Annotated in this window: 18 protein-coding genes and 1 tRNA gene; 7 read left to right on the top strand and 12 right to left on the bottom strand. The window is 66.3% G+C overall.

Going from position 1 to position 21,089, the window contains the following annotated elements; translation table 11 throughout:
• The first annotated feature begins 219 nt into the window (after nucleotides 1–219).
• The 4 genes from BSF38_RS25695 to BSF38_RS25680 all read left to right on the top strand — a co-directional run bounded on the left by BSF38_RS25695 (nucleotide 220) and on the right by BSF38_RS25680 (nucleotide 5,980).
• Nucleotides 220–405 carry a YezD family protein gene (locus tag BSF38_RS25695; RefSeq protein WP_076349912.1) on the top strand — a complete coding sequence of 62 codons (186 nt, stop codon included), beginning with the start codon at nucleotides 220–222 and terminating at the stop codon, nucleotides 403–405.
• A gap of 119 nt (nucleotides 406–524) precedes the next feature.
• Nucleotides 525–1,682, top strand: coding sequence for a DUF1559 domain-containing protein (locus tag BSF38_RS25690; protein WP_076349911.1), 1,158 nt, complete (start codon nucleotides 525–527; stop codon nucleotides 1,680–1,682).
• A gap of 150 nt (nucleotides 1,683–1,832) precedes the next feature.
• Entirely contained in the window at nucleotides 1,833–4,517 is a 2,685-nt protein-coding gene (locus BSF38_RS25685) for a PSD1 and planctomycete cytochrome C domain-containing protein (protein WP_076349910.1), read from the top strand.
• A 71-nt stretch (nucleotides 4,518–4,588) separates the two neighbouring features.
• Nucleotides 4,589–5,980: a DUF1501 domain-containing protein gene (locus tag BSF38_RS25680; protein ID WP_076349909.1), complete on the top strand. Its 1,392-nt coding sequence runs from the start codon at nucleotides 4,589–4,591 to the stop codon at nucleotides 5,978–5,980.
• A gap of 70 nt (nucleotides 5,981–6,050) precedes the next feature.
• Here BSF38_RS25680 and BSF38_RS25675 read toward each other — a convergent pair whose 3' ends face one another.
• The 3 genes from BSF38_RS25675 to tnpC all read right to left on the bottom strand — a co-directional run bounded on the left by BSF38_RS25675 (nucleotide 6,051) and on the right by tnpC (nucleotide 9,104).
• Complete coding sequence (locus BSF38_RS25675) at nucleotides 6,051–6,269, bottom strand: Trm112 family protein (protein WP_076349908.1); 219 nt, start codon at nucleotides 6,267–6,269, stop codon at nucleotides 6,051–6,053.
• A gap of 95 nt (nucleotides 6,270–6,364) precedes the next feature.
• Nucleotides 6,365–7,552 carry a hypothetical protein gene (locus tag BSF38_RS25670; protein ID WP_076349907.1) on the bottom strand — a complete coding sequence of 396 codons (1,188 nt, stop codon included), beginning with the start codon at nucleotides 7,550–7,552 and terminating at the stop codon, nucleotides 6,365–6,367.
• A 109-nt stretch (nucleotides 7,553–7,661) separates the two neighbouring features.
• Nucleotides 7,662–9,104: an IS66 family transposase gene (gene tnpC, locus BSF38_RS25665; RefSeq protein WP_076344478.1), complete on the bottom strand. Its 1,443-nt coding sequence runs from the start codon at nucleotides 9,102–9,104 to the stop codon at nucleotides 7,662–7,664.
• A 217-nt stretch (nucleotides 9,105–9,321) separates the two neighbouring features.
• Here tnpC and BSF38_RS25660 point away from each other — a divergent pair, with 217 nt between their 5' ends.
• From BSF38_RS25660 to BSF38_RS31545, 3 genes are read left to right on the top strand one after another with little or no spacing between them, the layout of a single operon-like run.
• Entirely contained in the window at nucleotides 9,322–10,233 is a 912-nt protein-coding gene (locus BSF38_RS25660; protein WP_076349906.1) for a PSP1 domain-containing protein, read from the top strand.
• A 15-nt stretch (nucleotides 10,234–10,248) separates the two neighbouring features.
• Nucleotides 10,249–10,722, top strand: a complete 474-nt coding sequence (locus BSF38_RS25655; RefSeq protein ID WP_076349905.1) for a Minf_1886 family protein — start codon at nucleotides 10,249–10,251, stop codon at nucleotides 10,720–10,722.
• 17 nt (nucleotides 10,723–10,739) lie between these two features.
• Nucleotides 10,740–10,913 carry a hypothetical protein gene (locus BSF38_RS31545; RefSeq protein WP_168189280.1) on the top strand — a complete coding sequence of 58 codons (174 nt, stop codon included), beginning with the start codon at nucleotides 10,740–10,742 and terminating at the stop codon, nucleotides 10,911–10,913.
• 14 nt (nucleotides 10,914–10,927) lie between these two features.
• Here the strand turns inward: BSF38_RS31545 and BSF38_RS25645 are convergent, their stop codons facing one another.
• The 9 genes from BSF38_RS25645 to BSF38_RS25605 all read right to left on the bottom strand — a co-directional run bounded on the left by BSF38_RS25645 (nucleotide 10,928) and on the right by BSF38_RS25605 (nucleotide 21,058).
• Complete coding sequence (locus BSF38_RS25645; RefSeq protein ID WP_076349903.1) at nucleotides 10,928–12,517, bottom strand: alpha-N-arabinofuranosidase; 1,590 nt, start codon at nucleotides 12,515–12,517, stop codon at nucleotides 10,928–10,930.
• 85 nt (nucleotides 12,518–12,602) lie between these two features.
• Entirely contained in the window at nucleotides 12,603–13,916 is a 1,314-nt protein-coding gene (locus BSF38_RS25640; RefSeq protein ID WP_076349902.1) for an MFS transporter, read from the bottom strand.
• Nucleotides 13,917–14,010: 94 nt separating this feature from the next.
• A tRNA-Thr gene (locus BSF38_RS25635) sits at nucleotides 14,011–14,083 on the bottom strand.
• Between the two features lie 81 nt (nucleotides 14,084–14,164).
• Nucleotides 14,165–15,322 (bottom strand): glycosyltransferase family 4 protein, encoded by a 1,158-nt coding sequence (locus tag BSF38_RS25630; protein WP_076349901.1) that lies wholly within the window; start codon nucleotides 15,320–15,322, stop codon nucleotides 14,165–14,167.
• Nucleotides 15,323–15,425: 103 nt separating this feature from the next.
• Nucleotides 15,426–16,205 carry a hypothetical protein gene (locus BSF38_RS25625; RefSeq protein WP_210405647.1) on the bottom strand — a complete coding sequence of 260 codons (780 nt, stop codon included), beginning with the start codon at nucleotides 16,203–16,205 and terminating at the stop codon, nucleotides 15,426–15,428.
• Nucleotides 16,206–16,339: 134 nt separating this feature from the next.
• Complete coding sequence (locus BSF38_RS25620) at nucleotides 16,340–18,187, bottom strand: tetratricopeptide repeat protein (protein WP_145952326.1); 1,848 nt, start codon at nucleotides 18,185–18,187, stop codon at nucleotides 16,340–16,342.
• 279 nt (nucleotides 18,188–18,466) lie between these two features.
• Nucleotides 18,467–19,303 (bottom strand): 3-deoxy-8-phosphooctulonate synthase, encoded by an 837-nt coding sequence (gene kdsA / locus BSF38_RS25615; RefSeq protein WP_076349899.1) that lies wholly within the window; start codon nucleotides 19,301–19,303, stop codon nucleotides 18,467–18,469.
• Nucleotides 19,304–19,356: 53 nt separating this feature from the next.
• Nucleotides 19,357–20,454: a diacylglycerol/lipid kinase family protein gene (locus BSF38_RS25610; protein ID WP_076349898.1), complete on the bottom strand. Its 1,098-nt coding sequence runs from the start codon at nucleotides 20,452–20,454 to the stop codon at nucleotides 19,357–19,359.
• Between the two features lie 73 nt (nucleotides 20,455–20,527).
• Entirely contained in the window at nucleotides 20,528–21,058 is a 531-nt protein-coding gene (locus tag BSF38_RS25605; protein WP_076349897.1) for a hypothetical protein, read from the bottom strand.
• Nucleotides 21,059–21,089: the final 31 nt, after the last annotated feature.

Here is a 21,089-nt window from a genome sequence, read left to right as displayed (position 1 = left end):
CGAGTCAATGGGCAGGTTTCCAAGGCCCCATTCCGGTGCCCGTCGAGTGAACAGAAATTTTCCTGGTCGGGCTTCAAGAAGAAATCTTGACAATGTCGATAGACATAGAGGATATTCGTTTTCGGCGACCGTCCCCGCGACCCGGTCAAGGCTTGGTTCGCGTGATGAATGCCACGCTTGCCAGCGGATGCAAGGATCTGGAAGACCCCCGAGGCGATCATGGTGAACAAACCTCTGAGCACGAGAAACATCGACCGCGAAGGGTTTCCCATCCCGGCGGGCGATCTCGATCTCGATCAAGTGCGGGCCGCCGTACGGGGCATCCGCTACGGCGAGGTTCGCGTGATCATTCAGGATGGTCAGATCGTTCAGATCGATCGCCTGGAGAAGCAGCGGCTGCGCTGAGAGCGCGTGACGATCCGCTGATGTCTACTCCGCCGACTCGTCCTCGAGAGGCGTGTTGATCTCCCCGCCGCCCGTCGACTGGACCAGCCAGAGACGGCCCGCATTCGATGGAGTATCGCATGCCTGTTTCTTCCCGCCTTGATCGGACGATGTCGGCTTGGCCGTCCTTGCGATCTGTTCGCAAGGGGTTCACGCTCATTGAACTGTTGGTGGTCATCGCGATTATCGCCGTCTTGATCGCCCTGCTGCTCCCGGCCGTGCAGTCGGCCAGGGAGGCCGCCCGGCGGATTCAGTGCACCAACAACCTCAAGCAGATCGGCCTGGGGCTGCTGAACTATGAGAGCTCGAATGGTTCGTTCCCTCCGGGGGCATTGGCTTACTTTCTCAACGGCAATATCTACTCTCCGACGTTTGCGAACAACCAAGGCCCGAGCGTCCACGCCCGGATGCTCAACTACGTCGAACAGGCTTCGCTGTTCAACGCCCTGAACTTCAGCGTGGCGATATTCAACGAGCCGGTCGGCGACATGATGAACTCGACCGTCACGCTCACGAGGCTTCAGACGTTCCTCTGCCCGTCGAGTCCCGCGCCGAGCTGGACCATCCAGGGCGGCGACAGCGTGTTCAACGGGTTGCAAGCCGTGGGGAACAACTACTTCGCCTCGGTCGGATCGAGCCTGGAGTTCGCGGCCCAGCAGGCCCAGGGGCCGCCCAACGGTCCGTTCCCTTACGTCGGCACGAAGGGGCACGTCACCAAGCTCGCCGAGATCTCGGATGGAACGAGCAACACGCTCGCGTTCGGCGAGTGGAAGACCGGCAGCGGAGTGCTCGCCACCTACTCGATCCAGGACGTCGTCTTCAACGGCACCTTTCCCGCGGGGACCAAGCGGAACGACGGGACGCTGAACATGCCCAGCCCGGCCCTCGTCGCGAGCTTCAAGCCCTGGCTGGAGCAGTGCGGTCAGTTGTGGGCGTCGGGCGGCGGACGCAAGCCCAAGTCGCCGACGCTTGGTGAGTCGTGGGCCTTCGGGTTGACGGGCTACACGATGGGCAACGTGCTGCTCCCCCCGAATTCGAAGTACCCCAACTGCAACGCGGCCGCCAGCGGCATCGAGAACCCCGGCGTGTTCGGCCTGAGCAGCTTCCATCCCGGCGGTGCCAACGTCCTGCTGTTCGACGGCTCGGTCCGGTTCCTCAAGGACACCACCAGCGATCCCACGGTCTGGGCGCTCGGCTCCATCAAGCAGGGCGAGATCGTCTCCTCCGACAGCTATTGATTACCAAGTGCGACGGGGAATTCCTCCCCGCGCAAGAATGCTTCAAACCTTACATCCCAAAGACTGTCGGGCTGGGCGGTGTTGGCTCAGCTCAAGCCCGCCGTCCGGTCCGTATCACATGCATCGGCGAATTGCGAGGGCTTATTTTCAATGGTAAACCGTCCGTTCCGAGTTCTGGCCGTAGCGCTGCTGGGCGTAGTCCCGGCGACGGCTGATGAGCAACGCTCCACTTCCGAAGCCGGCAAGGTGGAGTTTTTTGAGAAGAAGATCCGTCCCCTGCTTGTCGACAATTGCTACAACTGCCACTCGGCGAATTCCGGCGGCAAGAGCGGGCTCCGGGTCGACGATCGCAACGGCCTGGTGCAAGGCGGCGACCGGGGGCCGGCCGTTGTGCCGGGCAAGCCGGAAGAGAGCCTACTCATCCAGACTGTGGCGCACGCGGACGACGCGCCCAAGATGCCGCCCAAGAAGACGCTCACCGCCGAGCAGATCGCCGATCTCACGCAGTGGATCAAGGACGGGGCGGCCTGGCCGTCGGCGGCCGTCGGGATCGATCTCACCAAGCACGACGCGAAGTACGACAAGCTTCGCGCCGAGCACTGGGCCTGGCAGCCGCTGCGTGAGGCGACGCCTCCCGCCGTTCGCGACGCCGCCTGGCCGCGCGACGACGTCGACCGCTTCATCCTCGCCAAGCTCGAAGAGAAGGGGCTCAAGCCGGTGGGCGACGCCGACAAGACGGTGTTGATCCGCCGCGCCACGTTCGACCTGACCGGCCTCCCGCCGACGCCCGAAGCGGTTTCGGACTTCGTCGCGGACAGCTCGCCCGAGGCGTTCGCGAAGGTCGTCGACCAACTCATCGCCTCGCCGGCGTTCGGCGAGCGGTGGGCGAGGCACTGGCTGGACGTCGCCCGCTACAGCGAGTCGACGGGCGGCTCACGCAACGTCCCGTATCCCCACTCGTGGCGGTATCGCGACTACGTGATCGACGCCTTCACGCACGACAAGCCGTACGACCAGTTCATCCGCGAGCAAGTGGCCGGCGACTTGCTTCCCGCCTCGTCGCAGGAAGAGAAGGACGAGCACGCGGTCGCCACGGGCTTCCTGGCTGTTGGTCAGAAGGACGTGAACCAGCGGTTCAAGGTCCGGTTCATCATGGACAACGTCGACGAGCAGATCGACGCCGTGAGCCGGTCGTTCCTTGCCGTCACGGCGAGCTGCGCCCGCTGCCACGACCACAAGTTCGACCCGATTCCCACGAGCGACTACTACGCCCTGGCCGGCATCTTCCAGAGCACCGACCTGTGCGCCGGCGTCCGCAACAAGATGGGGGGCGGCGGGCTCGACTACTACGATACGGCGATGCTCGTCCCGCTCGGCAAGGTGGTCAAGGCCGAAGACGATCCGGCGTTCGCCGAGAAGGTCGCGAAGGCGACCAAGGCCTTCGAGGACGCTCGCAAGGAATTCCGGAAGATTCAAGGCACGCCCGAAGGGCTGGCGATCCAGCCGAACGGCCGCCCGAAGCAGTTCCAGTTCCGCCAGAAGATGAACAAAGCGCAGGCGGAACTCGGGGCTCTGACTGACCCTGCGACCAAGGGCAAGGTCGCGCTCGGCGTCCGCGACGCCAAGCAGATCGCCGACACCGAGGTTCGCATCCGGGGCGAGGCCGAGAAGCTCGGACCGGTCGTGCCGCGCGGGTTCCTCAGCGTTCCGGCCGTTCCCGACGCTCCTAAGCTCAACCCGAAGCAGAGCGGTCGGCTCGAACTGGCGCAGTGGATCACCAGCCCGAACAACCCGCTCACGTCTCGCGTGATGGTCAATCGCGTCTGGCAGCACCTGTTCGATCAGGGGCTGGTCAAGACCGTCGACAACTTCGGCGTCAACGGCGACGTGCCGTCGCATCCCGAACTGCTCGACTACCTGGCCAGGGGCTTCGTCGCCGACGGCTGGTCGGTCAAGAAGCTGGTCAGGAAGATCGTCCTCAGCCGGGCCTACAGCCTCTCGTCCGAAGCCGTGCCGGGGAATATGAACGTCGACCCGGCCGATCGCTTCGTCTGGCGGCACGCCCCTCGGCGGCTGGCCGGCGAGGAGATCCGCGACGCGACGCTCGCCGCCGACGGCTCGCTCCGGCGCACACGTCCCGAGGGCTCGGCGGCGAAGGATTTGAAGGTGATGGAACTGCCGAACAATGGCCCGCTCGCCCGGACGCTGGCTGATCAGGCTCTCGCCAGCGCCGACCGCAGCATCTACCTCCCCCTGCTCCGCGGCCTGACGCCGACCTCGCTGGAGGTCTTCGACTTCGCCGAGCAGAGCATGGTGACGGGCAGCCGCGACACGACGACCGTCGCCACCCAGGCCCTCTACTTCCTGAACGATCCGTTCGTGCGGCGCCATTCGCTGACCCTGGCGGACCGGCTCCTCGCACGCACCGAGCTGGACGACGCGGCCCGCCTCGAACTGGCGTATCGCCTGACCCTCGGACGCGGACCGACGCCTGCCGAAGTCGAACGCGGACGCCGCTTCCTCGCCGAGTATGAGACGAGCGAGGCCGACGTGATCGCTTCCAACGGTGAAGCTTCGCACGGGCCGTCCGACACCGTCGTCATCGACGACAACGCCGTCACTGCCGGAGCGACCGGTGGAGCGGGAGCGGGCGACGACGCCAAGGGGGCGAAAGGCCTCGCCGCGGCCAAGCCGCCGATCGACCCGGATCAGGTCATCCCCGTGGACGAGCCGGTCAAGGAAGAGGTGATTCGCGCCTCCACCCCCCGCGCCGCCGCCTGGGCGAGCTTCTGCCAGGCGCTCTTCGGAAGTGCTGAGTTCCGCTATATCAAGTGACGGCCTGACGTCTTTCACCGGTCGTCGATCACGAGTTTTCATGAAAGCATCTCAAGATGAGGATCGATAAAATGCCTGATTTCCCCTCGCTTCCCATCATCGGAGGCCTCTCTCGCCGGCAGGTGCTCAAGAACGCCGGGACCGGGTTCGGCTATCTCGCCCTGGCTGGGCTTCTCGGCGAGAATGCGCCCCGGGCGAACGCCGCAAGTCCGGCGAAGCCCGGGCCGCTGTCGTCCAAGCAGCCGCACTTCCCGGTGAAGGCCAAGCGGATCATCTTCTTGTTCATGAGCGGCGCGATGTCGCAGATGGACACGTTCGACTACAAGCCGACGCTTCAAAAGAGCGACGGCAAGGTCGGGCCCGGCGGCGGCACGCTCACGGCGTCGAAGTTCAAGTTCGCCCAGTACGGCCAGACCGGGACCTGGGTCTCCGAGCTGTATCCGCACGTGGCGCAGCACGTCGACAAGCTCTGCTTCATCAAGGGCCTGCATACCGACACGCCGGCGCACCCCGAAGCGGTGATCCAGCTTCACACCGGCGCGGCGCTCGCGTCGCTGACGCGGCCGTCGCTCGGCGCCTGGCTGATGTACGGCCTGGGGACCGAGAACCAGGACGTCCCCGGCTACGTCACCATCAACCCCCCCGCCAACTTCGGCGGGGCGGTCAACTACGGCAGCGCGTTCCTCCCCGCCCACTTCCAGGGGACGAAGGTCAGCGACGTCGGCTACCTGCCCAACCTCAAGGCGCAGGCTCGCGACACGCTCCAGCGCAAGCAGATCGACCTGGTCCAGGCCATGAACCGCGACCTAGGCGCGACACCCGGCGCGCCCGACCAGCTTGACGGCGTGATCGAGTCGTACGAGATGGCGTTCAAGATGCAGGGGAAGGTTCCCGAGCTGCTCGACATCTCGAAGGAGCCGCAGTCGGTGCTCGACGCCTACGGCGTGAAGCCCGGTCCGGCCGGCAGCTTCGCCCGCCAGTGCCTCATGGCCCGGCGTCTCAGCGAGGCCGGCGTCCGGTTCGTCGAGGTCGCGCAGCCGGGGTGGGACCACCACACCAACTTGCACAACGGTCTCATCAACAACGCCAAGGCGACCGACCAGGCCACCGCCGCCCTCCTGGCCGACCTGTCCCAGCGCGGGCTGCTCGACGAGACGCTGATCCTCTTCGGCAGCGAGTTCGGCCGCCTGCCGACGTCGCAGGGCGTGGACGGTCGCGACCACAACATCACCGGCTATCCGATGTGGCTGGCCGGCGCCGGCGTCAAGCCGGGCTTCTCGTTCGGCTCTTCGGACGAGTTCGGCCTCAACGCCGTCGAAGGCCGGATGCACACCAACGACCTTCACGCCACGATCCTCGCCCTGATGGGCCTGGACCACGAGCGTTTGACCTACCGCTACGCCGGCCGCGACTTCCGCCTCACCGACGTCGCGGGCGTCGTCGCCAAGGAGATCCTCGCCTGAGTCTCGGCTCTCGGCGACGTTCGATCAACTCCGGAGCGAGGGGCCGTCCCCCTCGCTCTTTTCATTTGGGTCACGACGGTTTGACGTCGCCCGCCTTGGAGCATTCAAGGTCGGCGATCGATTTGACGCCCTCGGGAAGCTCGGCTTCCTCGTAGAGCATGTTGGGGATGCCGTCGTTGATGGCGTAGCGCAGGCCGCAACGGGTGCAGACGAGCGTTTCGCCTTCGAGCCGCAGGGGGGCGCGGCCGAGCGGGCAAACCAGGAGAGCCAGCAGTTCTTCTTTGATCATCGTCGAGCATCCTTATTCGAGCCGAATCGTCCGCGCGTATTATGTCGATTCGGGCCCGGCGATAGAAGACGGATCTCCGCGACCCTCAGCCTTCGTCATTGGTTCGCCTTGCGGTCGCGTGTTTGAGCCTCGTTCTGAATCGCCGACCGAGCTTTGTCCAGTCGAGGAGGCCAGACGAACGTCGGCGCCTTGCTCGGGTCGTAGCCGGCCAGATGGCCCGAGAGTCGAGTGGCGGGCTTTGTGTAGACCAGGACGGTGTCGCCGAAGACTTCCCGGCACAGCGCGGCGAGTCCGGGGTCGTATTCCAGCAGCTCGGCCCGCGTGTTGACGTGGTTGTGGTCGTGGTCGTTCTCGCGGTTATCGTCGAACCAGGACTGGACTCCTTCGGCGAAGTACTCGTGCGGATCGACCGACGCGTATTTTCCCTTCCACAAACCCTGCGCCATCGCCTTGGCGTACGTCTCCCTCAGGCGCGTGTCGAAAGTCGGATCGACGTTCACCATGCCGCGCAGGTGGATGTTGTGCGCGAACTCATGGATCAGGATGTTCTCGATCGCGTACGGATCGCCGGCGTAGCCCAGCAAGTTCTCTTCACCGCATGAGCAATAGGGATCTGTTCGACTGCCGCCGAGGCCCCGTGCGCGGGCGTCCCAGAAGCTCTTGCCGTCCAGGCCGCCGGACTGCTTCGTATCGCCGAGGTTCTGGAACTCCGGCAGGTCGGTCGTGAACTCATCGTACGCCATGATGCACAGCCGAGAGCCGCTCCGGATCATCGCGGCGCGGACGTCGGGCCGTTTGTCGAGCATCGCATTCACGAGGAACGCCGCCTCTTTCAAGGCGTAATCGTTCACCCGCGCCGACGCCACGATCGGAAAACCCCGTGCGCTGATGAATTTGGCGTAGAAGGGCGGGACGGCGGCGCTTCCCGGCGGCGGGATCACCTGACCTTCCGCGTTCTCGATCGCCTTGCCTCGCAACGAGGGCTGAAAGCGGAACGCTTGCACCGGCAACGTCGCCGTGACCACCGCTTCCGCGCCGTCGTCGCGTCCGACGATCCTGAAGCGATGCCCGATCGTGGTCTGGATGACCCTCGCTTCTCCCGGTGCCGCCGTCCCGTTCGGCACGCGCTCGGCGTCGGATTTCAGCCAGAAGATCTCGATCGGCTGTGAGCTTCCGTTGATGATCTGAAGCTCGGGCCGCTCGCACGCCTTGATTTGCACGACGCCTCCAAGCATGACGACGAGGAGCCAGTTCAGAGGGACGAAGCACGCGGGCGTTCTCATGTTGGGAATCTCATGGGACAAGCGATCGGAAGTCGGGCGGTCGTTCGGTCCAGGCGAAGTAAGGCGGCCATTGATTCCAGGTAACCGTTCACGGGTCGGCGCTGTTGAATCAGCGCGAGCCGACTGAGGGCGGGGTCAGCGATGGGACGGCGAGGGCCGCGCGATGGGCCTGGAAGGCGGAGGTCAGATAGTCGAGCACGTTGCGGCCTTGTCGTCGGCAGGTGGCGACGACCGTCAGCATCCGCTCGACGAACCGACTCCCCGAAGCGCTGGCGGTCCCGCCGCTGATCCGTCGCCAGATCACGGCGTGACGCACCGCGCGTTCCGAGACGTTGTTGGTCGGCTCGACGCCCGGCCGCCGCGCGAAGTTCCACAGCCCGGCTTCCAGCCGCAACAGCTCCGAGCACGTACCGGCCGCCCGCTCGCTCGCGCACCGCGCGCCGGCCTCCAGCGTCGCGTGGACCAGCCGTTCCAGACCGCCGATCGCTTTTTGATATGTCGCTCCGCCGAGCAGTCCGTCGCGCGCCTTGCGATGGATCCGGAACAGCCGGTTCGACAACCCCAGCAGCCGGCCGCCGAACTTCGCGCCGACCCCGCCGCGGTCGATCATCGCCTGGAAATCGCGGCGGAGATGGCTCCAGCACAGTTGCCGGTCCGCCGCGGCGATCCAGTTGTACGCGCTGAAGCGGTCGCTGCCGACGGTCCGGTCCGGCCTGTCGCCGAGCAGGCTTCGGGCGACCTCGCCGGAGCGGTTCGCGGCGATCGCGAAGACCGTGGCGGTCGGGGTCGTCGCCGCCCACAGCCAGGCCCGACGGCCTTGCTCGCGCCAGCCGGTCTCGTCGACGTTGACCACGGCCGCCTCGTGGACCGCCGCGGCCAGTTCGCGGTGGGGTTCGGCCAGGGCGAGGGCCGACCGCCGCTCCAACTTGGCGATCATGCCGGTGGAGATCGACAGCCCCAGCAAGTCGCCGGCCAACTGGCGGATCTGCCGCTTGCTCAGCCGATAGGCCCCGGCCAGGGTCGCCAGCACCGCCTGGAGCCGCGGGCCGAAACAACTCGCGGAGCCCCCCTCGGGGAGCGTGCCGCAAGTCGACGCGCCGCAGCCGGGGCAGGTCAGACGATGCAACCGATACTGATCCACCCACGGATCGAACCGGGGGATTTCGGCGACCTGATGGACCAACGGCGCCGGATCGACGCCGTCGAGCGGCCCCTTGCACCGCCGGCACGACGTCGGCTTGCAGTCGGTCGACGAGTCGAGCTGCTCCGGCGGAACCAGCGGCCGGACCGCCCTGCGATGCCCGGGCTGTCCGCCCCGCTTGCGTCGCGACGGCGGCGCCGGCGGCTTCCGCTTCACCCCGATCGGGTCCGACGACGGCGGCTTCGACGAGTTGGTCGAGTTCTGGTTCAGCCGCGCCTCGAGATCGGCGATCCGCCGCTCCAGAACGTCGATCCGCCGCTGTGTCGCCAGAAACACGGCGGCGACGGCCGCCTGCGCGTCAGGCGGCACTTTACTCCAAAGCTCCTCGGGGATCGGCGGCGCGTTCGTCATTACGACGGTATAGCGCCCTCAACGGCAAAGTTCAATACCAGGCCGTGACCGCTTACGATTCCAGATTACCGCGCTGGGATTCCGGTCGGGAATCGACCGTCGGGGGGCCTGGCGCGTTCTCCCCTTTCGTCAAACCCTGTGGGCGGTCATAATTCGGGTGGCGGATCGACGAACGTCCTGGACCTGCCCGGCCCTTTTCCTTATTTGAACGAGCGCGATGGCTTACGTCGTACGCTACGGTCGCATGCGGCTTCTCGGCGAGTGCACCGGCTCGCCCGGCGAGGAGTTCGCGCGCGGGCAGCGCGTGGTGATCCGCAGCGATCGCGGGCTGGAACTCGGCGAGGTCCTCTGTCCCGCGACCGACCGCACGACGCAGTTCCTGGAGCGCCAGGCCGCCCAGGAGATCCTCCGGGTGGCCGCCGAAGCCGATTTCGAGCAGGAAAAGGACCTCCCCGCGCTCGAGAAGTCGGCGTTCTCCACCTGCCGCGATCTGATCGCCAAACGACGGATGCAGATGGAGCTGGTGGACGTCGAGATCCTCCACGGCCGCGAGCGGGTGATCTTCTACTACCTGGCGGAGAAGCGGGTCGATTTCCGCGAGCTGGTCAAGGACCTCGCCCGCGTCTTGCGGACCCGGATCGAGATGCGTCAGATCGGCGTCCGCGACGAGGCCAAGCTGCTGGCCGACTACGGCGATTGCGGCAAGCCGGTCTGCTGCAACACGCACCTGACCGCAATGCCGCCAGTCTCTATGAAGATGGCCAAGCTCCAGAAGACGACCCTCGACCCGGCCAAGATTTCGGGCCGTTGCGGCCGGCTCAAGTGCTGCCTTCGCTACGAGTACGACAGCTATCGAGAACTCGAAAAAGAACTGCCGCCGGTAGGCGCCCGGGTCGGCACCGCCAAGGGCCGAGGGCGGATCATGGCCCAGGACATCCTGGCCCAGAAACTCATCGTCGAATACGACGACGGCCGCCGGATCATCATCGGCCGTGACGACGTCCTCGACGTCGAACCTCCCCGAGGCCGTCCGCCTCGCTCGTCGTCGAGTTCGAGAGGCGAGGGGAACGGGCGGAGCGACCCCGAGTCGATCTTCGATGACGGGTCGAGCGACATCGGCGATGATTGAGCCAAGGTGACTGAAATGAGTTTTCGCGACGAGATCGGACGGGTCATCGCCAAGGACCCGCGCTATTCACTCGAAGCCTATGCGTTCGTGCTCGAATCGCTCCACCTGGCGCGGAGCCGCAAGCTCCGCGACGCACGTCGGGCCGAGCGCGCCCGAGGCCCGCGACCGCGCCGGGGGCGTCCGACGGTCAAGGGCAAGTCCGAGCCGTCGGGGCATGTCACCGGCAAGCAGGTCTGCCACGCGGCGCGGCGACTGGCTATCCGCCAGTTCGGTTTGTTGGCGGTCCCCGTGCTCGAACAATGGGGCCTTTGCTCGACGTCCGACATCGGCGAGATCGTCTTCAACCTGATCGCCTCTGGCGACCTCGACAAGACGCCCGACGATCGGCGCTCCGACTTCGACGACGTCTACGACTTCGCGACCGCCCTGGGCCCCAAGCCGGCCGTGGGCGAAAAGAGCCCGTCGGAAACGGAAACGGAAGACGTATGAGGAACAAGGAGGTTCGTGTGAAGGACGAGAATGTGAGTCGGGATCGCAAGAGATTCGCCGCGGCGCTGGGGCTGTTCTTCGTCTGGGTCGCACTCCTGATCGGCCTCGCCGTCAAGTCGGGCTATCGACCGATGGATCGCGCGGGCATGGCCCCCATGGCGGTGGACGAGCCTCAAGCCGCCCCCGAGTGATCCGCCCGCCCCGATCAGGCTTCAAGCGTGACGTCGAACCGCGTGACCGAGGCCGGTGCAAGCGTCGGGCGGATCACGCCGCCGGTCAGCTTTGTCTCGGTCGTTCTGGGGACGAGGGTGAGCGGTTCGGCGAACGTGTTGTGCGCGTTCAGCTGCTCGTGCGACAGGACCGTTTGACGCACCGACGCCGCCTTGCCCCCCTTGAGGTTGACGGCGATCTCGACCGGCTCGGTCGGATGAGTGTGAACGAGGGTCAGCGTCAGCCCGCGGTCGCCCGAGCGCGAGGCCGAGCCCGCGACCCGGAACAGGTGTTGTTCCTTCCCCTCGGCGCGGAAGGTCGCTTCGGGAGTCTGGACGTCGATCCGCACGGCCTTGCCGTTGTGGTGGGCTTTGTACATCTCGAAGACGTAGAAGTTGGGCGTGGCGACGAACTGATCGCCGTCGGCCAGGAACAGCGAGTGGATGTTGTTGATGAGCTGCGCGACGTTCGCCATGTCGACCTTGTCGGCGTGGCGATTGAACGTGTCGAGGGTCAAGGCCGCGACCAGGGCGTCGCGGAGGCAGCCCATCTGCTCGAACAGGTGCCGGGCGTTGATCTCGGTCCCCTTGGGATGCCAGGCCCCCCACTCGTCGATGATCAGCTTGATCTTGTGCTCGGGGTCGAACTGGCCGAGGACGCCCCACTGCTCGCGGATCAGCGTCTCCATCTGGTTCGCCTTGTGGAACATCTCGTACCACTGGTCGTGGTTGAACTCCAGGGCGTGGCCGGTGGTGCCGCAATAATAATGAGGGGCCCAGCCCTGGATCGGAGCCCGGGCACCATCGGCCCATTTGGCGAAAAACCGGCGCGTCCAGTCGAGGTCGTTGCTGTTCGGTCCCGCGGCGATCAGGTAAGGCTTCACGCCGTATTCGGGAACCCACTCGGTGAATCGGCGATACTCGCGGCAGTAATCCTCGGGCGTGAACTTGCCGCCGCATCCCCAGCTCTCGTTGCCCACCCCCCAGTAGCGGACGCCGAAGGGGTCTTTATCACCGTTGGCGACGCGTTCGTCGGCCAGGCTCGTCGCGCCTGCCGGGGCGTTGCAGTATTCGACCCAATGCTGGAACTCTTCCGGCGAGCCCGCCCCGACGTTGGCCGCCAAGTACGGCTCGGTCTTGGTGAGCCGGCAGAAGCGGATGAACTCGTGCGTGCCGAACGTGTTGGGCTCGGTCGCCTCGCTCCAGCGGCCGAAACGTCGGGGACGTTTCGCGACCGGGCCGATGCCGTCGCGCCAGTGGTAGCTGTCGGCGAAGCAGCCGCCCGGCCAGCGGATCACGACGTTGCCGATCCGCTGGATGTGGTCGATCAGCTTCTTGCGGATTCCGCCGATGTTCTCGACCTTCGAATCCGGCCCGACCCAGATGCCGTCGTAGATCACGCCGCCGATGTGCTCGGTGAACTGGCTGTAGATCTCCGGCCGGATCACGCCGATCGGCTCGTCGAGCAGCACGTTGATCGACGGGCCGTCGGCCGCCCTGCCCCGCGCCGAGCGCCCGACGCCGATCAGCCCCGCGCCGGCGGCCGCCGCGCCCGTCGCCCGTTCCAGAAAGGTTCGACGATTCATCTCTGGCCTCGCATCGTCTCGATCGCTGTCGTTGTCCGGTTATCGATGGAACCAGTCTAAGTCCGAAACGGGCGGGAACCAAGAGTCAGGCGTCGGCGGGCGTCGAGAGCGTCTTGGAGCCGTCGACGCCCAGCCAGCAGATGGCGCCGATCAGGTACGCGGCCGAGAAGATGATGAAGGGGAGTGTCAGGCTGCCGATTCCGAACAACCGACCGGCGACGACCGCGCCAACGGCGGCGGTCAGGCTGGAGAACATGTTCATCATTCCCGAGAGCGCTCCGGCATGGCGTTCGCCGATATCGGCGGCCGCCGCCCAGGCCGGCGCCATGGCCAGATCGTTGCCCGCGAACGTCAGGCAGAGGAGCACACCCAGGAGCCGGACGTCGGCGGCCCAGGGGATCGCCAGGAACGCTGATGCGGCGACGGCCATGCCGATCGAACCGATCATCGGCCGTCCCCAGCGCGGGCCGAAACGGCGAATGCAAAGGTCCGAGACGACGCCGCCGATGAGGCACGAGGCGATCCCGAACGCGAACGGCAGCGACGTCAGCGTCGCCGTCGTGTTCGAGTCGATGCCGCGATGCGTCGCCAGGTACGTCGGCAGCAGCGTGAGGAAGAAATTGCCGGTGTATCCCAGGCAGCCGTACATCAGGCAGAGCGACCAGACGCTCGTCGATCTCAAGGCTCGAGACCACGGCAGTGGCTCATGATGCGACGTGCTCCGAGCCAGTCGACCGCTGAGGATGAGCTGGCGCTCCGCCTGGTTCAGGGCGGGCATGTCTTCGGGTCGATTGCGGAACCAGGGCCGGAACGCGGCGCACCAGGCGACGCCGAGGAGGGCGATCAGCACCAGCGGCCATTGCGGGGCGCCCATCACCTTGAACAGCCAGACCATCAACATGGGGGCGATGACGCCGCCGAGCCGGCTCGACATCCAGACCAATCCCTGAACCCGGCCGCGCTCGTCCATCGGAATCCAGTCGGCGATCATCCGCGAGATTGCGGGAAACGTCCCGGCCTGGAAGGCTCCGAACAGGAACCGCAGGGCGAAGAGCGCGCCGAAGCTCCACGCGGTTTTCGGAGGGAGCCAGAAGACAAGGGCCAGCGCCGCGGTGAGCGCCGAGCCCCCCAGGATCACGATCGAGAGGACCGACCGCACGCCGACGCGATCGCCGAGAACGCCCCAGGGGATCTCGAACAGGCCGTAGGCGACCATGAACGCCGCCATCAGCGCGCCGAGCTGTCCGTCGCTGAGGCCGAGCGGTTCGCGGATCTCGGCCGACGCCGTCGCGAAGCCGACGCGGTGGATGTACGTGACGATCGCCAACGAACAGGCCGCCGCGAGCACGAGGAGTCGAACCTTCGTCGGCCGGGCGGCGGCAGTCGCGATCGTCGTCATGCGGGCCCATCTCCTTCTGGATCTCTTCGAGAGGAAGACGACCGGAATCGGAGGAGACGTCCGCGGCGTGACGGTCCGAGCGATTTCGGACCAGAGCCACCTCAGGGACTCGAACCCTGGACTTCAGCTTTACGAAAGCTGCGCTCTACCAACTGAGCTAAGGTGGCTTGCAGCGGGATATCGCTGGCAGGTTTCAAGATTATCTGCGAATCGGCGATCCTGTCAAGGTTGACCAGTCGAGGATGCGGTCATCGGGGGCCGAGTTCCATGGCGCGGCGGTAGACTTCGAGGTAGCGGTCGACGTTGCGGTCCATCGCGAAGTGCTCGCGGGCCACGGGGCCGGTCGCGGCGGCCAGGCTGGCGGCGAGGTCGGGATCGTTCAAAACCCGGAGAATTCCATCGGCCAGCGGCTCGGGCGCAACCTCGGTGAGGATGCCGGCGCCCGATTCGCCGAGCAGCTTCCGGTAGTCACCGAAATCGGTCGCCACGATCGGCCGGCCGGCGGCGAGGTAGACGGCGATCTTGCTCTGCACCGAAAAATTCTCGCGGCAGGCGAGGCGAGGATGAACGAGCACGTCGGCCCGCCGGCTGAGCGCGACGACCTGCTCCGGGGTCTGGCCGGTCAATACGATCAGGCGGTCGCCGTGCACGCCGAGCTGTCGACGATATTCTTCGCCGGCTTCGGCGGGGCCGCCGACGAGCACGCAACGGGCGTCGGGACGGGCGTTGAAGATCTTGGGCAAGGCGTCGACCAGGATCGGCACGCCCTGGTTGGGGTGCACGATGCTGCCGATGTACATGACCACCTTGTGCTCGGGACCGATCCCCGGAATCGCCGCCGGTTCGCCCGGCCGTTCATATTCACCCAGATCGATGCCGGGATAAATGACGCTGACGCGGTCGGCGGGGACCCCCTTCTCGTCGACCACGACTTGCTTGACCGGTTCCCCCAGGGCGATGATCCAGGCGGCGCGGTTGACGGCCCGGCGTTCGAGGGCCTTGTACGAGCGGAACAAGATCCCCCGGCCCAGCCGGTCGCGCTCGACCTCGTCGCCCAGCAGCGAGTGGATCTCGTAGACCATCGGCCATTTGTTCCGGCTGCAAGCGAAGTAGGCTCGGGTCGCGCCGCCGTAAGACTGCGCGTGCACCACGTCGAAGGGGAAATCCTTGGCGATTTTCTCCAGCCCCTGACCCGAGAGCCAGGCGGACATCGGCAGGCTGAACACCGGCGTCCCTTCGAAATCCTCTTGCTTGGTGGAGAAATCGCCCGGCGGCCGGAGTCGGAGATGCGCCACGACCACATCCACCCCGCGCGGTTTCAGTGCGCGGAGGATCTTGATCGGCAGCATCGCCGTGCCGTCGTATTCACCGGGGATCGGAAACGAGGTCACCATCAATACGCGCATCGCGGGAAGCTCCTGGCCCTGGGCTCCATCCAGGGGGTCTCAAGGATAGTGGCTCGGCGCGCGGGCGCGAACCCGGATCTGTCGATTGGAGGGATTGCGGGGCTCAGACGCTGTTGCCGTTGGCCGGGGGATTGACGACCTGGGTGGGCTCGCGGCGGTGCCGCTGGCCCTGACAGAGGACTCCCCCCATGCGACGGTCGAGGGCCTCGATGGCGGCGTCGAGGACGCCGCGCGCGGTGTCGAGGTGGCGGGGCCGCAGGGCGTAGGGATCGCGCGGCAGGCCGGTGCGGGGATAATGCAGGGACTCGGTGCGTAGCGTCCTCCGCAGTGGGGGCGGAATCTGGTGAGGTTCAAGCGGTTCGTAATCGCCATCGCGCCGGGACGACCGGTAGTAGGCCCGCCGGGTCGAGGGATGGCCGGGATAAACCCATGAGGTTTCGAGCATCAGAAGCTCGGTGAACTGCGGCCAGGGGGGCGCTTCGGGGCTGAACGGGCGGGTCGGGGTGCCGGGCTCGGAGATGATCGACGGCAGCAGCCGCCAGGCTTCGGCGAGCGGGAGGGGCCGGCTGGGATCGGCGAGCAAGCCGCGCAGCTCGGGCCGGCCGAGCTCGACGGCCGCTTGCCGGACGAGCGCCTCGGCCGCCGCGATGTACAACATGAGCGCCGCGCGGGCCAGCCGCGACGCTTCGGCCTCGGAGAACGCCAGCCGGCTCTGAGTGTGGAAATGCAACGCGTCTTGATAAAGGCAGTGGAATGGACTGACCACGGTCTCGACGACCCAACCGGGATCGCCGCCGGTTTCGATTGGGTCGGTCTCGCTCAATGCGCCGCCGCGCTGGCGACCAGGCGCGGGCGGACCAGACTCGGCGCGATCTTCCTGCATGGTTGGGTCTCGATGCAGCGGGCGTGGCGGGCGCGGAGGGAGACGGGACGCGGCCTCTTCGGTTCCGCCAGTCTACCACACGCGCCGCCAAAGTTCGTGGTGCATCATGTTTTTCGGATCAGATCACGTGTCGATCACTTCTTCGGCTCGGCTTCCAACTTGGCTGGGGTCGGCGCGGGAGCTTCCGGCTTGATCGGGGGCTCCGTCTTGGCCGCCTCCGCCTTGGCCGGGACCGCGACCCTCGCGAACACCTTGGGAGCCGGAGGAAGCGGGTCGGGGACGTCCGCCATTGGGTCGTTCCAGACGAGGGCGCGGGCTTTCAGCAAGTTGCCGTGATGCTGCATCGTCGGCACAGGAACCGAGTAATGCGCGATCGCTCGGCGGGCGTCTCCCTGGGCTTCGTAGATCCGGGCGAGATTCGTATGCGCCCCCCATCGGAACATGCAGTAGAACGGGACGGTCGAGCCCGGTTCGGGGAGCATTTCGAGCAGTTTGCGGAACATCAACTCGGCCTGATCGAGGTTGTTGCGCTCCAGATGGGCGAGGGCCAGGTAGTAGCTGGCGTAGACGTCGAGACCTTCCTGGACCGGCAACGGGACGAGCTGTTTCTTGTCGTTCACCAGGGTCGTGCTGTCGGAGAACCGGAACGAGACGTACTCGGAGATGGCTTCCGGCAGCTCGCCGCGTAGGTGCTTGATCCGGGCGTACAGCAGCGGCAGTTCGCTGCGGAGGAAGAACAGCGTCTGCACCGTCGACTGGACGAATTTGGGGTCCGTGAACAGCCGGTTCTCAACTTCGGCCGGCAGGGTCCAGAGGTCGACCCTCCCGAGCCGGTCGCCCATGACCTCCATGAAGTGCTTGCGCGCCTCGGCGGCGTCGCGGTAGAGGATCGTCCGATTCTTACCGGCCAGCTCTCCCTGGAGGAGCTTCATCTTGGGCGTGAAGTAGCCCTGGCTGGAATCGAGCAAGACGCCGAGCTTCGTCGGGCTGGCGAGCAGCGAGGCCCGGCTGGTCGCGTAGGGCGATTCGCCGGGCAGGTCCATCTGTTCGAGGATCGACGAGTCGGCCAGCGCCTGTTCGAGCGTGGCGACGCCTTCGCCCCCCGGACCAGGGATCGGCAGGCCCACGCGAGCATCGAACAGATACGCCTGGCCGTCGATCAACGCGGCGCACACCCAGACCACCGGCGGTTTCTCGGTCTTGGGATTTCCGAGCAAATCGAGGCCCTCGCCCGATCCGCTGGCCGACTTGGGAATCAACGGCTCGACGACGTTGCCTTTGGTGTACGTCAGGAGCCCGACGTCGATGCCGAGCTGGCGACAGAGCACCATGAACGTCCAGGCGCGCTCGGCCCAGAATCCATCCGACTCGGTCCCCATCCCCCGCAAGAGAAGGTCGTAGGGCCGGGCGTAGACTTGGGGAGCCTGCTGCGAACCCAGGCTCCCGGCGGGCACGAGCTGCACCTGCTCGACAATCCACTCGAAGACGCGGCGGACCCGCGACAGATCGTCGCCCGTCGCGCCGATCCGGTTGGCGATGTTGTGGTACATCATGCAGTCTTCGAGGTGGCGGGCGTCGCGCCGCTCCGACCAGTTCGGAAGCTGCAACTCCTGGATCATGTCCGGCGGCAGGATCTCAGTCAGAAAAGCCAGCACCTCGGGGTCGAGCTGGTATTGCGATCCCGGCGTCCCCTCGAAGTATTGATTCAGCTTTTGCGTGGCCAGCCGGAAGTTGTCGCCGCCCGGCTTGAGCGCGGCACCCTGGATCAGCTTGATCGAGCTTTCGAGGATCGCCGCGCGCTCAACCTCGTCGCGCTTCCCGACGACCGCCGAGCCCCCCTTGCCCTTCGACGTGGGGATCACGCCGGGGCGGAATATCCCCTTCGTCGCGACGGTGCGGCCGGGAGGTGTGTAGTTGCAACCAGAAAACGCGACCACGAGCAGGCCGGCCAGGGCGGCGCCTGCGCAACGAATGCACCCCATCAAAGTCGAACGCTCCTGGTGAGTATCATGGGTCGCGTCAAGAAGATTCGTCGAATCGGGCGAGACGGCTGGGAGAATCGGGCGGGCCGACGAACTTGGAGAACGACGACCGGCGCACGTCCTATTGTGCGGCGAATCGCTCGTCTCCGCGAGCCCTTTCCGGGAATCCCTTGTCGGCCAATACGACCGATCCGGGCGTCGGGTTCGGACTTTCTCGTGCCCGATGTCCAGGAACGAGCGCGATGCGGCCGCCTCGCGCAGGAAGGCGCGTGCTCGGTCCTACGCGGAAATCGCTTCGCGAATTCGCAGGCAGACCCGCAGCAGCGAGGGTAAGTCCTCAATTTGCAATGAGTTCGGGCCGTCGGAACAGGCGCGGTCGGGGTCCGGGTGAACTTCCAGGAAGAGGGCGTCGCAGCCGGCTGCGACCGCCGCCTTGGCCAGCGTGGGAATCATTTCGCGCTGGCCCGCTGTGGTCTTGCCCCCTTCGCCGGCGCTGGGGAGCTGGACCGAGTGCGTGGCGTCGAACACCACCGGAGCCCCGGAGGCCTGCATCTGGGGGATCGCCCGGAAGTCGTTGACGAGCCGCCCGTAGCCGAAGGTCGTCCCGCGCTCGGTCAGGACGGTTCCCGACGCGCCGAACGACTGGAGCTTGGCGACGACGTTCGCCATGTCCCAGGGGGCCATGAACTGGCCCTTCTTGACGTTCACGGGCCGTCGAGTCGCGGCCACGGCTTCCAGCAGGTCGGTCTGGCGGGAGAGGAAGGAGGGGACCTGGAGCAAGTCGACCACCTGGGCGATCGGCGCGGCCTGATGCGTTTCGTGGACGTCGGTGGTGACGGGCAGGCCGGTCTCGGCTTTCACCCGCCGGAAGACGTTCATGCCTTCCTCAAGTCCGGGGCCCCGAAAACTCGACCCCGATGTCCGGTTCGCCTTGTCGAACGACGCCTTGTAGATCAGCGGGACGTTCAACTCGCCGCAGATCGCGACCAGGCGGACGGCGATCCGCATCGTCATGTCGTTCGGCTCCATCACGCAGGGGCCGGCGATCAGGACTAAGGGCTTGCCGCGACCGATTTGCACGGGACCGACCGAAACCGGATTGGGGACGACTTCCATCGCGCTGGACTCCTTGACCGCACCCGGTTTTTTGCTCCGAGGCGACGGGAATCTTAGCGGAAGCCCCTCTCGCTGGCGAGCGCAACTCCGTTGACGCCCGAAGCCGGTGTCTCGGCGACCAGAACCTGCACGGCGCCGGGGACGGCCTCGATCGTCCAGTGGTCTCGGGTCGTGGCCGCCGTTAAGCCGCTCGTCGAGTGGGAGGGGACGGCGCTGTTCGCGACCGCGACCGGCAGTAGGTAGCCCGCCGGATCGCCGTCGAGCTGGACGGGGACGGTACCGCTCGCCGTGAGGTTGACCCGGCGGACGCGACGGTGATATACGCCCGGGTGATCGAGATGGGTGCCGATGACGACCTTCCATAGATAGTAAAGCGCCTGGAGCGGGCCGGGGTCGCGGAAGACGACGAGGTCGAGGAAGCCGTCGTCCTGGCTGGCGTCGGGGGCGAAAGGGAGCCCGAGAGCGTAGCGCGGTAGGTTGAAGACGAAGACCGTCGTTCCGACGAGCGTCTCTTCGGCCCCCGGGTCCTCGATCCGGGCGGTGATCTCGGGAAACCGATACGAGAGACTCGACCGCAGGATCGGCTCGACGTAGGCCGCGCGGTGGGTCGTCCGGATCGCGCCGGTGCGTGAGGTCCGCATATCATGATGGCGGGTGACGACGTCGCCATCGAACCCGAAGCCGGTCATCAGGATGAACCGGCGGCCGTTGGCGCGGCCGAGATCGACCGGGACCGCCTTGCCCGTCGCGATGGTGTGCGCCAGCCATCTCGGGTTTCCCCGCAGCTCGAAATGCTGGGCGGCGAGGTTCTCGGTGCCGGCGCGGAGGACGGTGAGGGGGACGGAAAGCTTCTCATTGACGAGCGCCGAGACGGTGCCGTCGCCGCCGACGACCACGAGGCAGCGGCAAGAAGGGTCGCCGTCCGCCCTGGCGACCATCGCCTTGCGTTCCGCGGGCGTCCAGGCGATCTTGGCGCCGAGCTGGTAGTCGCCCAGCGCGTCGGCCAATCGCTCAACCAACCGCGGGCCCGAGCCCTTGCCGGAGCTTCGATTGACGACCACGCCGACCCAGCCGGCCTTCGTGACGGCTGCCGAAGCGTCGCGCGGGGCCGGCGGTCCTTCTTCCTGGTTCGCGCCGACGGAATGCGTCATGAGATGCTCGGCTCCTGACCGAGCCCGTTGCCCAGGTAGAGGATTCAAGATGCGTCCGCCGCGTCCTCGGCGATCAGCGGCGGGAGCTGGCGACCATGTCGACGTTCGAATCGAACGTCTTCTTGAACTCCGTGCGAAGCGACTGGAGTCGGGCCGTCAGCTCGGTGTTCTTGGCCATGAGGCTCTCGACCTCGGCGCGGGTGTCAGCCAAGGCCTTGATTTCTTCCTCTTTCTCGGTCGACCGCTGTTGGCGCGACTGCTCGGCCTCTTTGATCGTGGCTTGCGCGGTCTCAAGCTGGTACTGAAGCGCGTTGACGACGTCTTTGAGCGATGAGGAAGCGCGCTCGGCGTCATTCTGACGGCTCAGGAGTACGGCGATCTGCTGATCGCCGGCTTCCTGGCGCACGGTCGTCTGATCCTTAAGGTGGATCATGTCGGTTTTGGCCTGCGCGAGGGCTTCTTGCGCCTTGGCGAGGTCGTCGGCGGCCTTAGCCAGCGCCGCGTTGCCGTTCCGGCTCAACTGGTCGACCCCGGCCGCCAGAGCGATCCAGGCGAACGACGCCAAGAGAATCAATACGACGAGCACCTTGCCCGCGGTGGACATCGGAAGTCTCCTGCCAGGAGGCCATGGGTAG

Origin of the sequence: Paludisphaera borealis (assembly GCF_001956985.1) — a bacterium.
In the GTDB taxonomy this organism is placed as follows: Bacteria; Planctomycetota; Planctomycetia; order Isosphaerales; family Isosphaeraceae; genus Paludisphaera; species Paludisphaera borealis.
Note: the sequence above shows the minus strand (reverse complement) of the source record. Positions and strands in the feature narration are given on the sequence as shown.

Excerpts from the sequence above, each read along its gene's own strand:
- tnpC (WP_076344478.1), bottom strand. The coding sequence starts at position 9,104 with ATGACGAACGCGCCGCCGATCCCCGAGGAGCTTTGGAGTAAAGTGCCG.
- BSF38_RS25685 (WP_076349910.1), top strand. The coding sequence starts at position 1,833 with ATGGTAAACCGTCCGTTCCGAGTTCTGGCCGTAGCGCTGCTGGGCGTA.
- BSF38_RS25630 (WP_076349901.1), bottom strand. The coding sequence starts at position 15,322 with ATGCGCGTATTGATGGTGACCTCGTTTCCGATCCCCGGTGAATACGAC.
- BSF38_RS25620 (WP_145952326.1), bottom strand. The coding sequence starts at position 18,187 with ATGGGGTGCATTCGTTGCGCAGGCGCCGCCCTGGCCGGCCTGCTCGTG.
- BSF38_RS25670 (WP_076349907.1), bottom strand. The coding sequence starts at position 7,552 with ATGAGAACGCCCGCGTGCTTCGTCCCTCTGAACTGGCTCCTCGTCGTC.
- BSF38_RS25660 (WP_076349906.1), top strand. The coding sequence starts at position 9,322 with ATGGCTTACGTCGTACGCTACGGTCGCATGCGGCTTCTCGGCGAGTGC.
- BSF38_RS25695 (WP_076349912.1), top strand. The coding sequence starts at position 220 with ATGGTGAACAAACCTCTGAGCACGAGAAACATCGACCGCGAAGGGTTT.
- BSF38_RS25645 (WP_076349903.1), bottom strand. The coding sequence starts at position 12,517 with ATGAATCGTCGAACCTTTCTGGAACGGGCGACGGGCGCGGCGGCCGCC.
- BSF38_RS25675 (WP_076349908.1), bottom strand. The coding sequence starts at position 6,269 with ATGATCAAAGAAGAACTGCTGGCTCTCCTGGTTTGCCCGCTCGGCCGC.
- BSF38_RS25625 (WP_210405647.1), bottom strand. The coding sequence starts at position 16,205 with ATGCAGGAAGATCGCGCCGAGTCTGGTCCGCCCGCGCCTGGTCGCCAG.
- BSF38_RS25655 (WP_076349905.1), top strand. The coding sequence starts at position 10,249 with ATGAGTTTTCGCGACGAGATCGGACGGGTCATCGCCAAGGACCCGCGC.
- BSF38_RS25690 (WP_076349911.1), top strand. The coding sequence starts at position 525 with ATGCCTGTTTCTTCCCGCCTTGATCGGACGATGTCGGCTTGGCCGTCC.
- kdsA (WP_076349899.1), bottom strand. The coding sequence starts at position 19,303 with ATGGAAGTCGTCCCCAATCCGGTTTCGGTCGGTCCCGTGCAAATCGGT.
- BSF38_RS25610 (WP_076349898.1), bottom strand. The coding sequence starts at position 20,454 with ATGACGCATTCCGTCGGCGCGAACCAGGAAGAAGGACCGCCGGCCCCG.
- BSF38_RS25640 (WP_076349902.1), bottom strand. The coding sequence starts at position 13,916 with ATGACGACGATCGCGACTGCCGCCGCCCGGCCGACGAAGGTTCGACTC.
- BSF38_RS25680 (WP_076349909.1), top strand. The coding sequence starts at position 4,589 with ATGCCTGATTTCCCCTCGCTTCCCATCATCGGAGGCCTCTCTCGCCGG.
- BSF38_RS25605 (WP_076349897.1), bottom strand. The coding sequence starts at position 21,058 with ATGTCCACCGCGGGCAAGGTGCTCGTCGTATTGATTCTCTTGGCGTCG.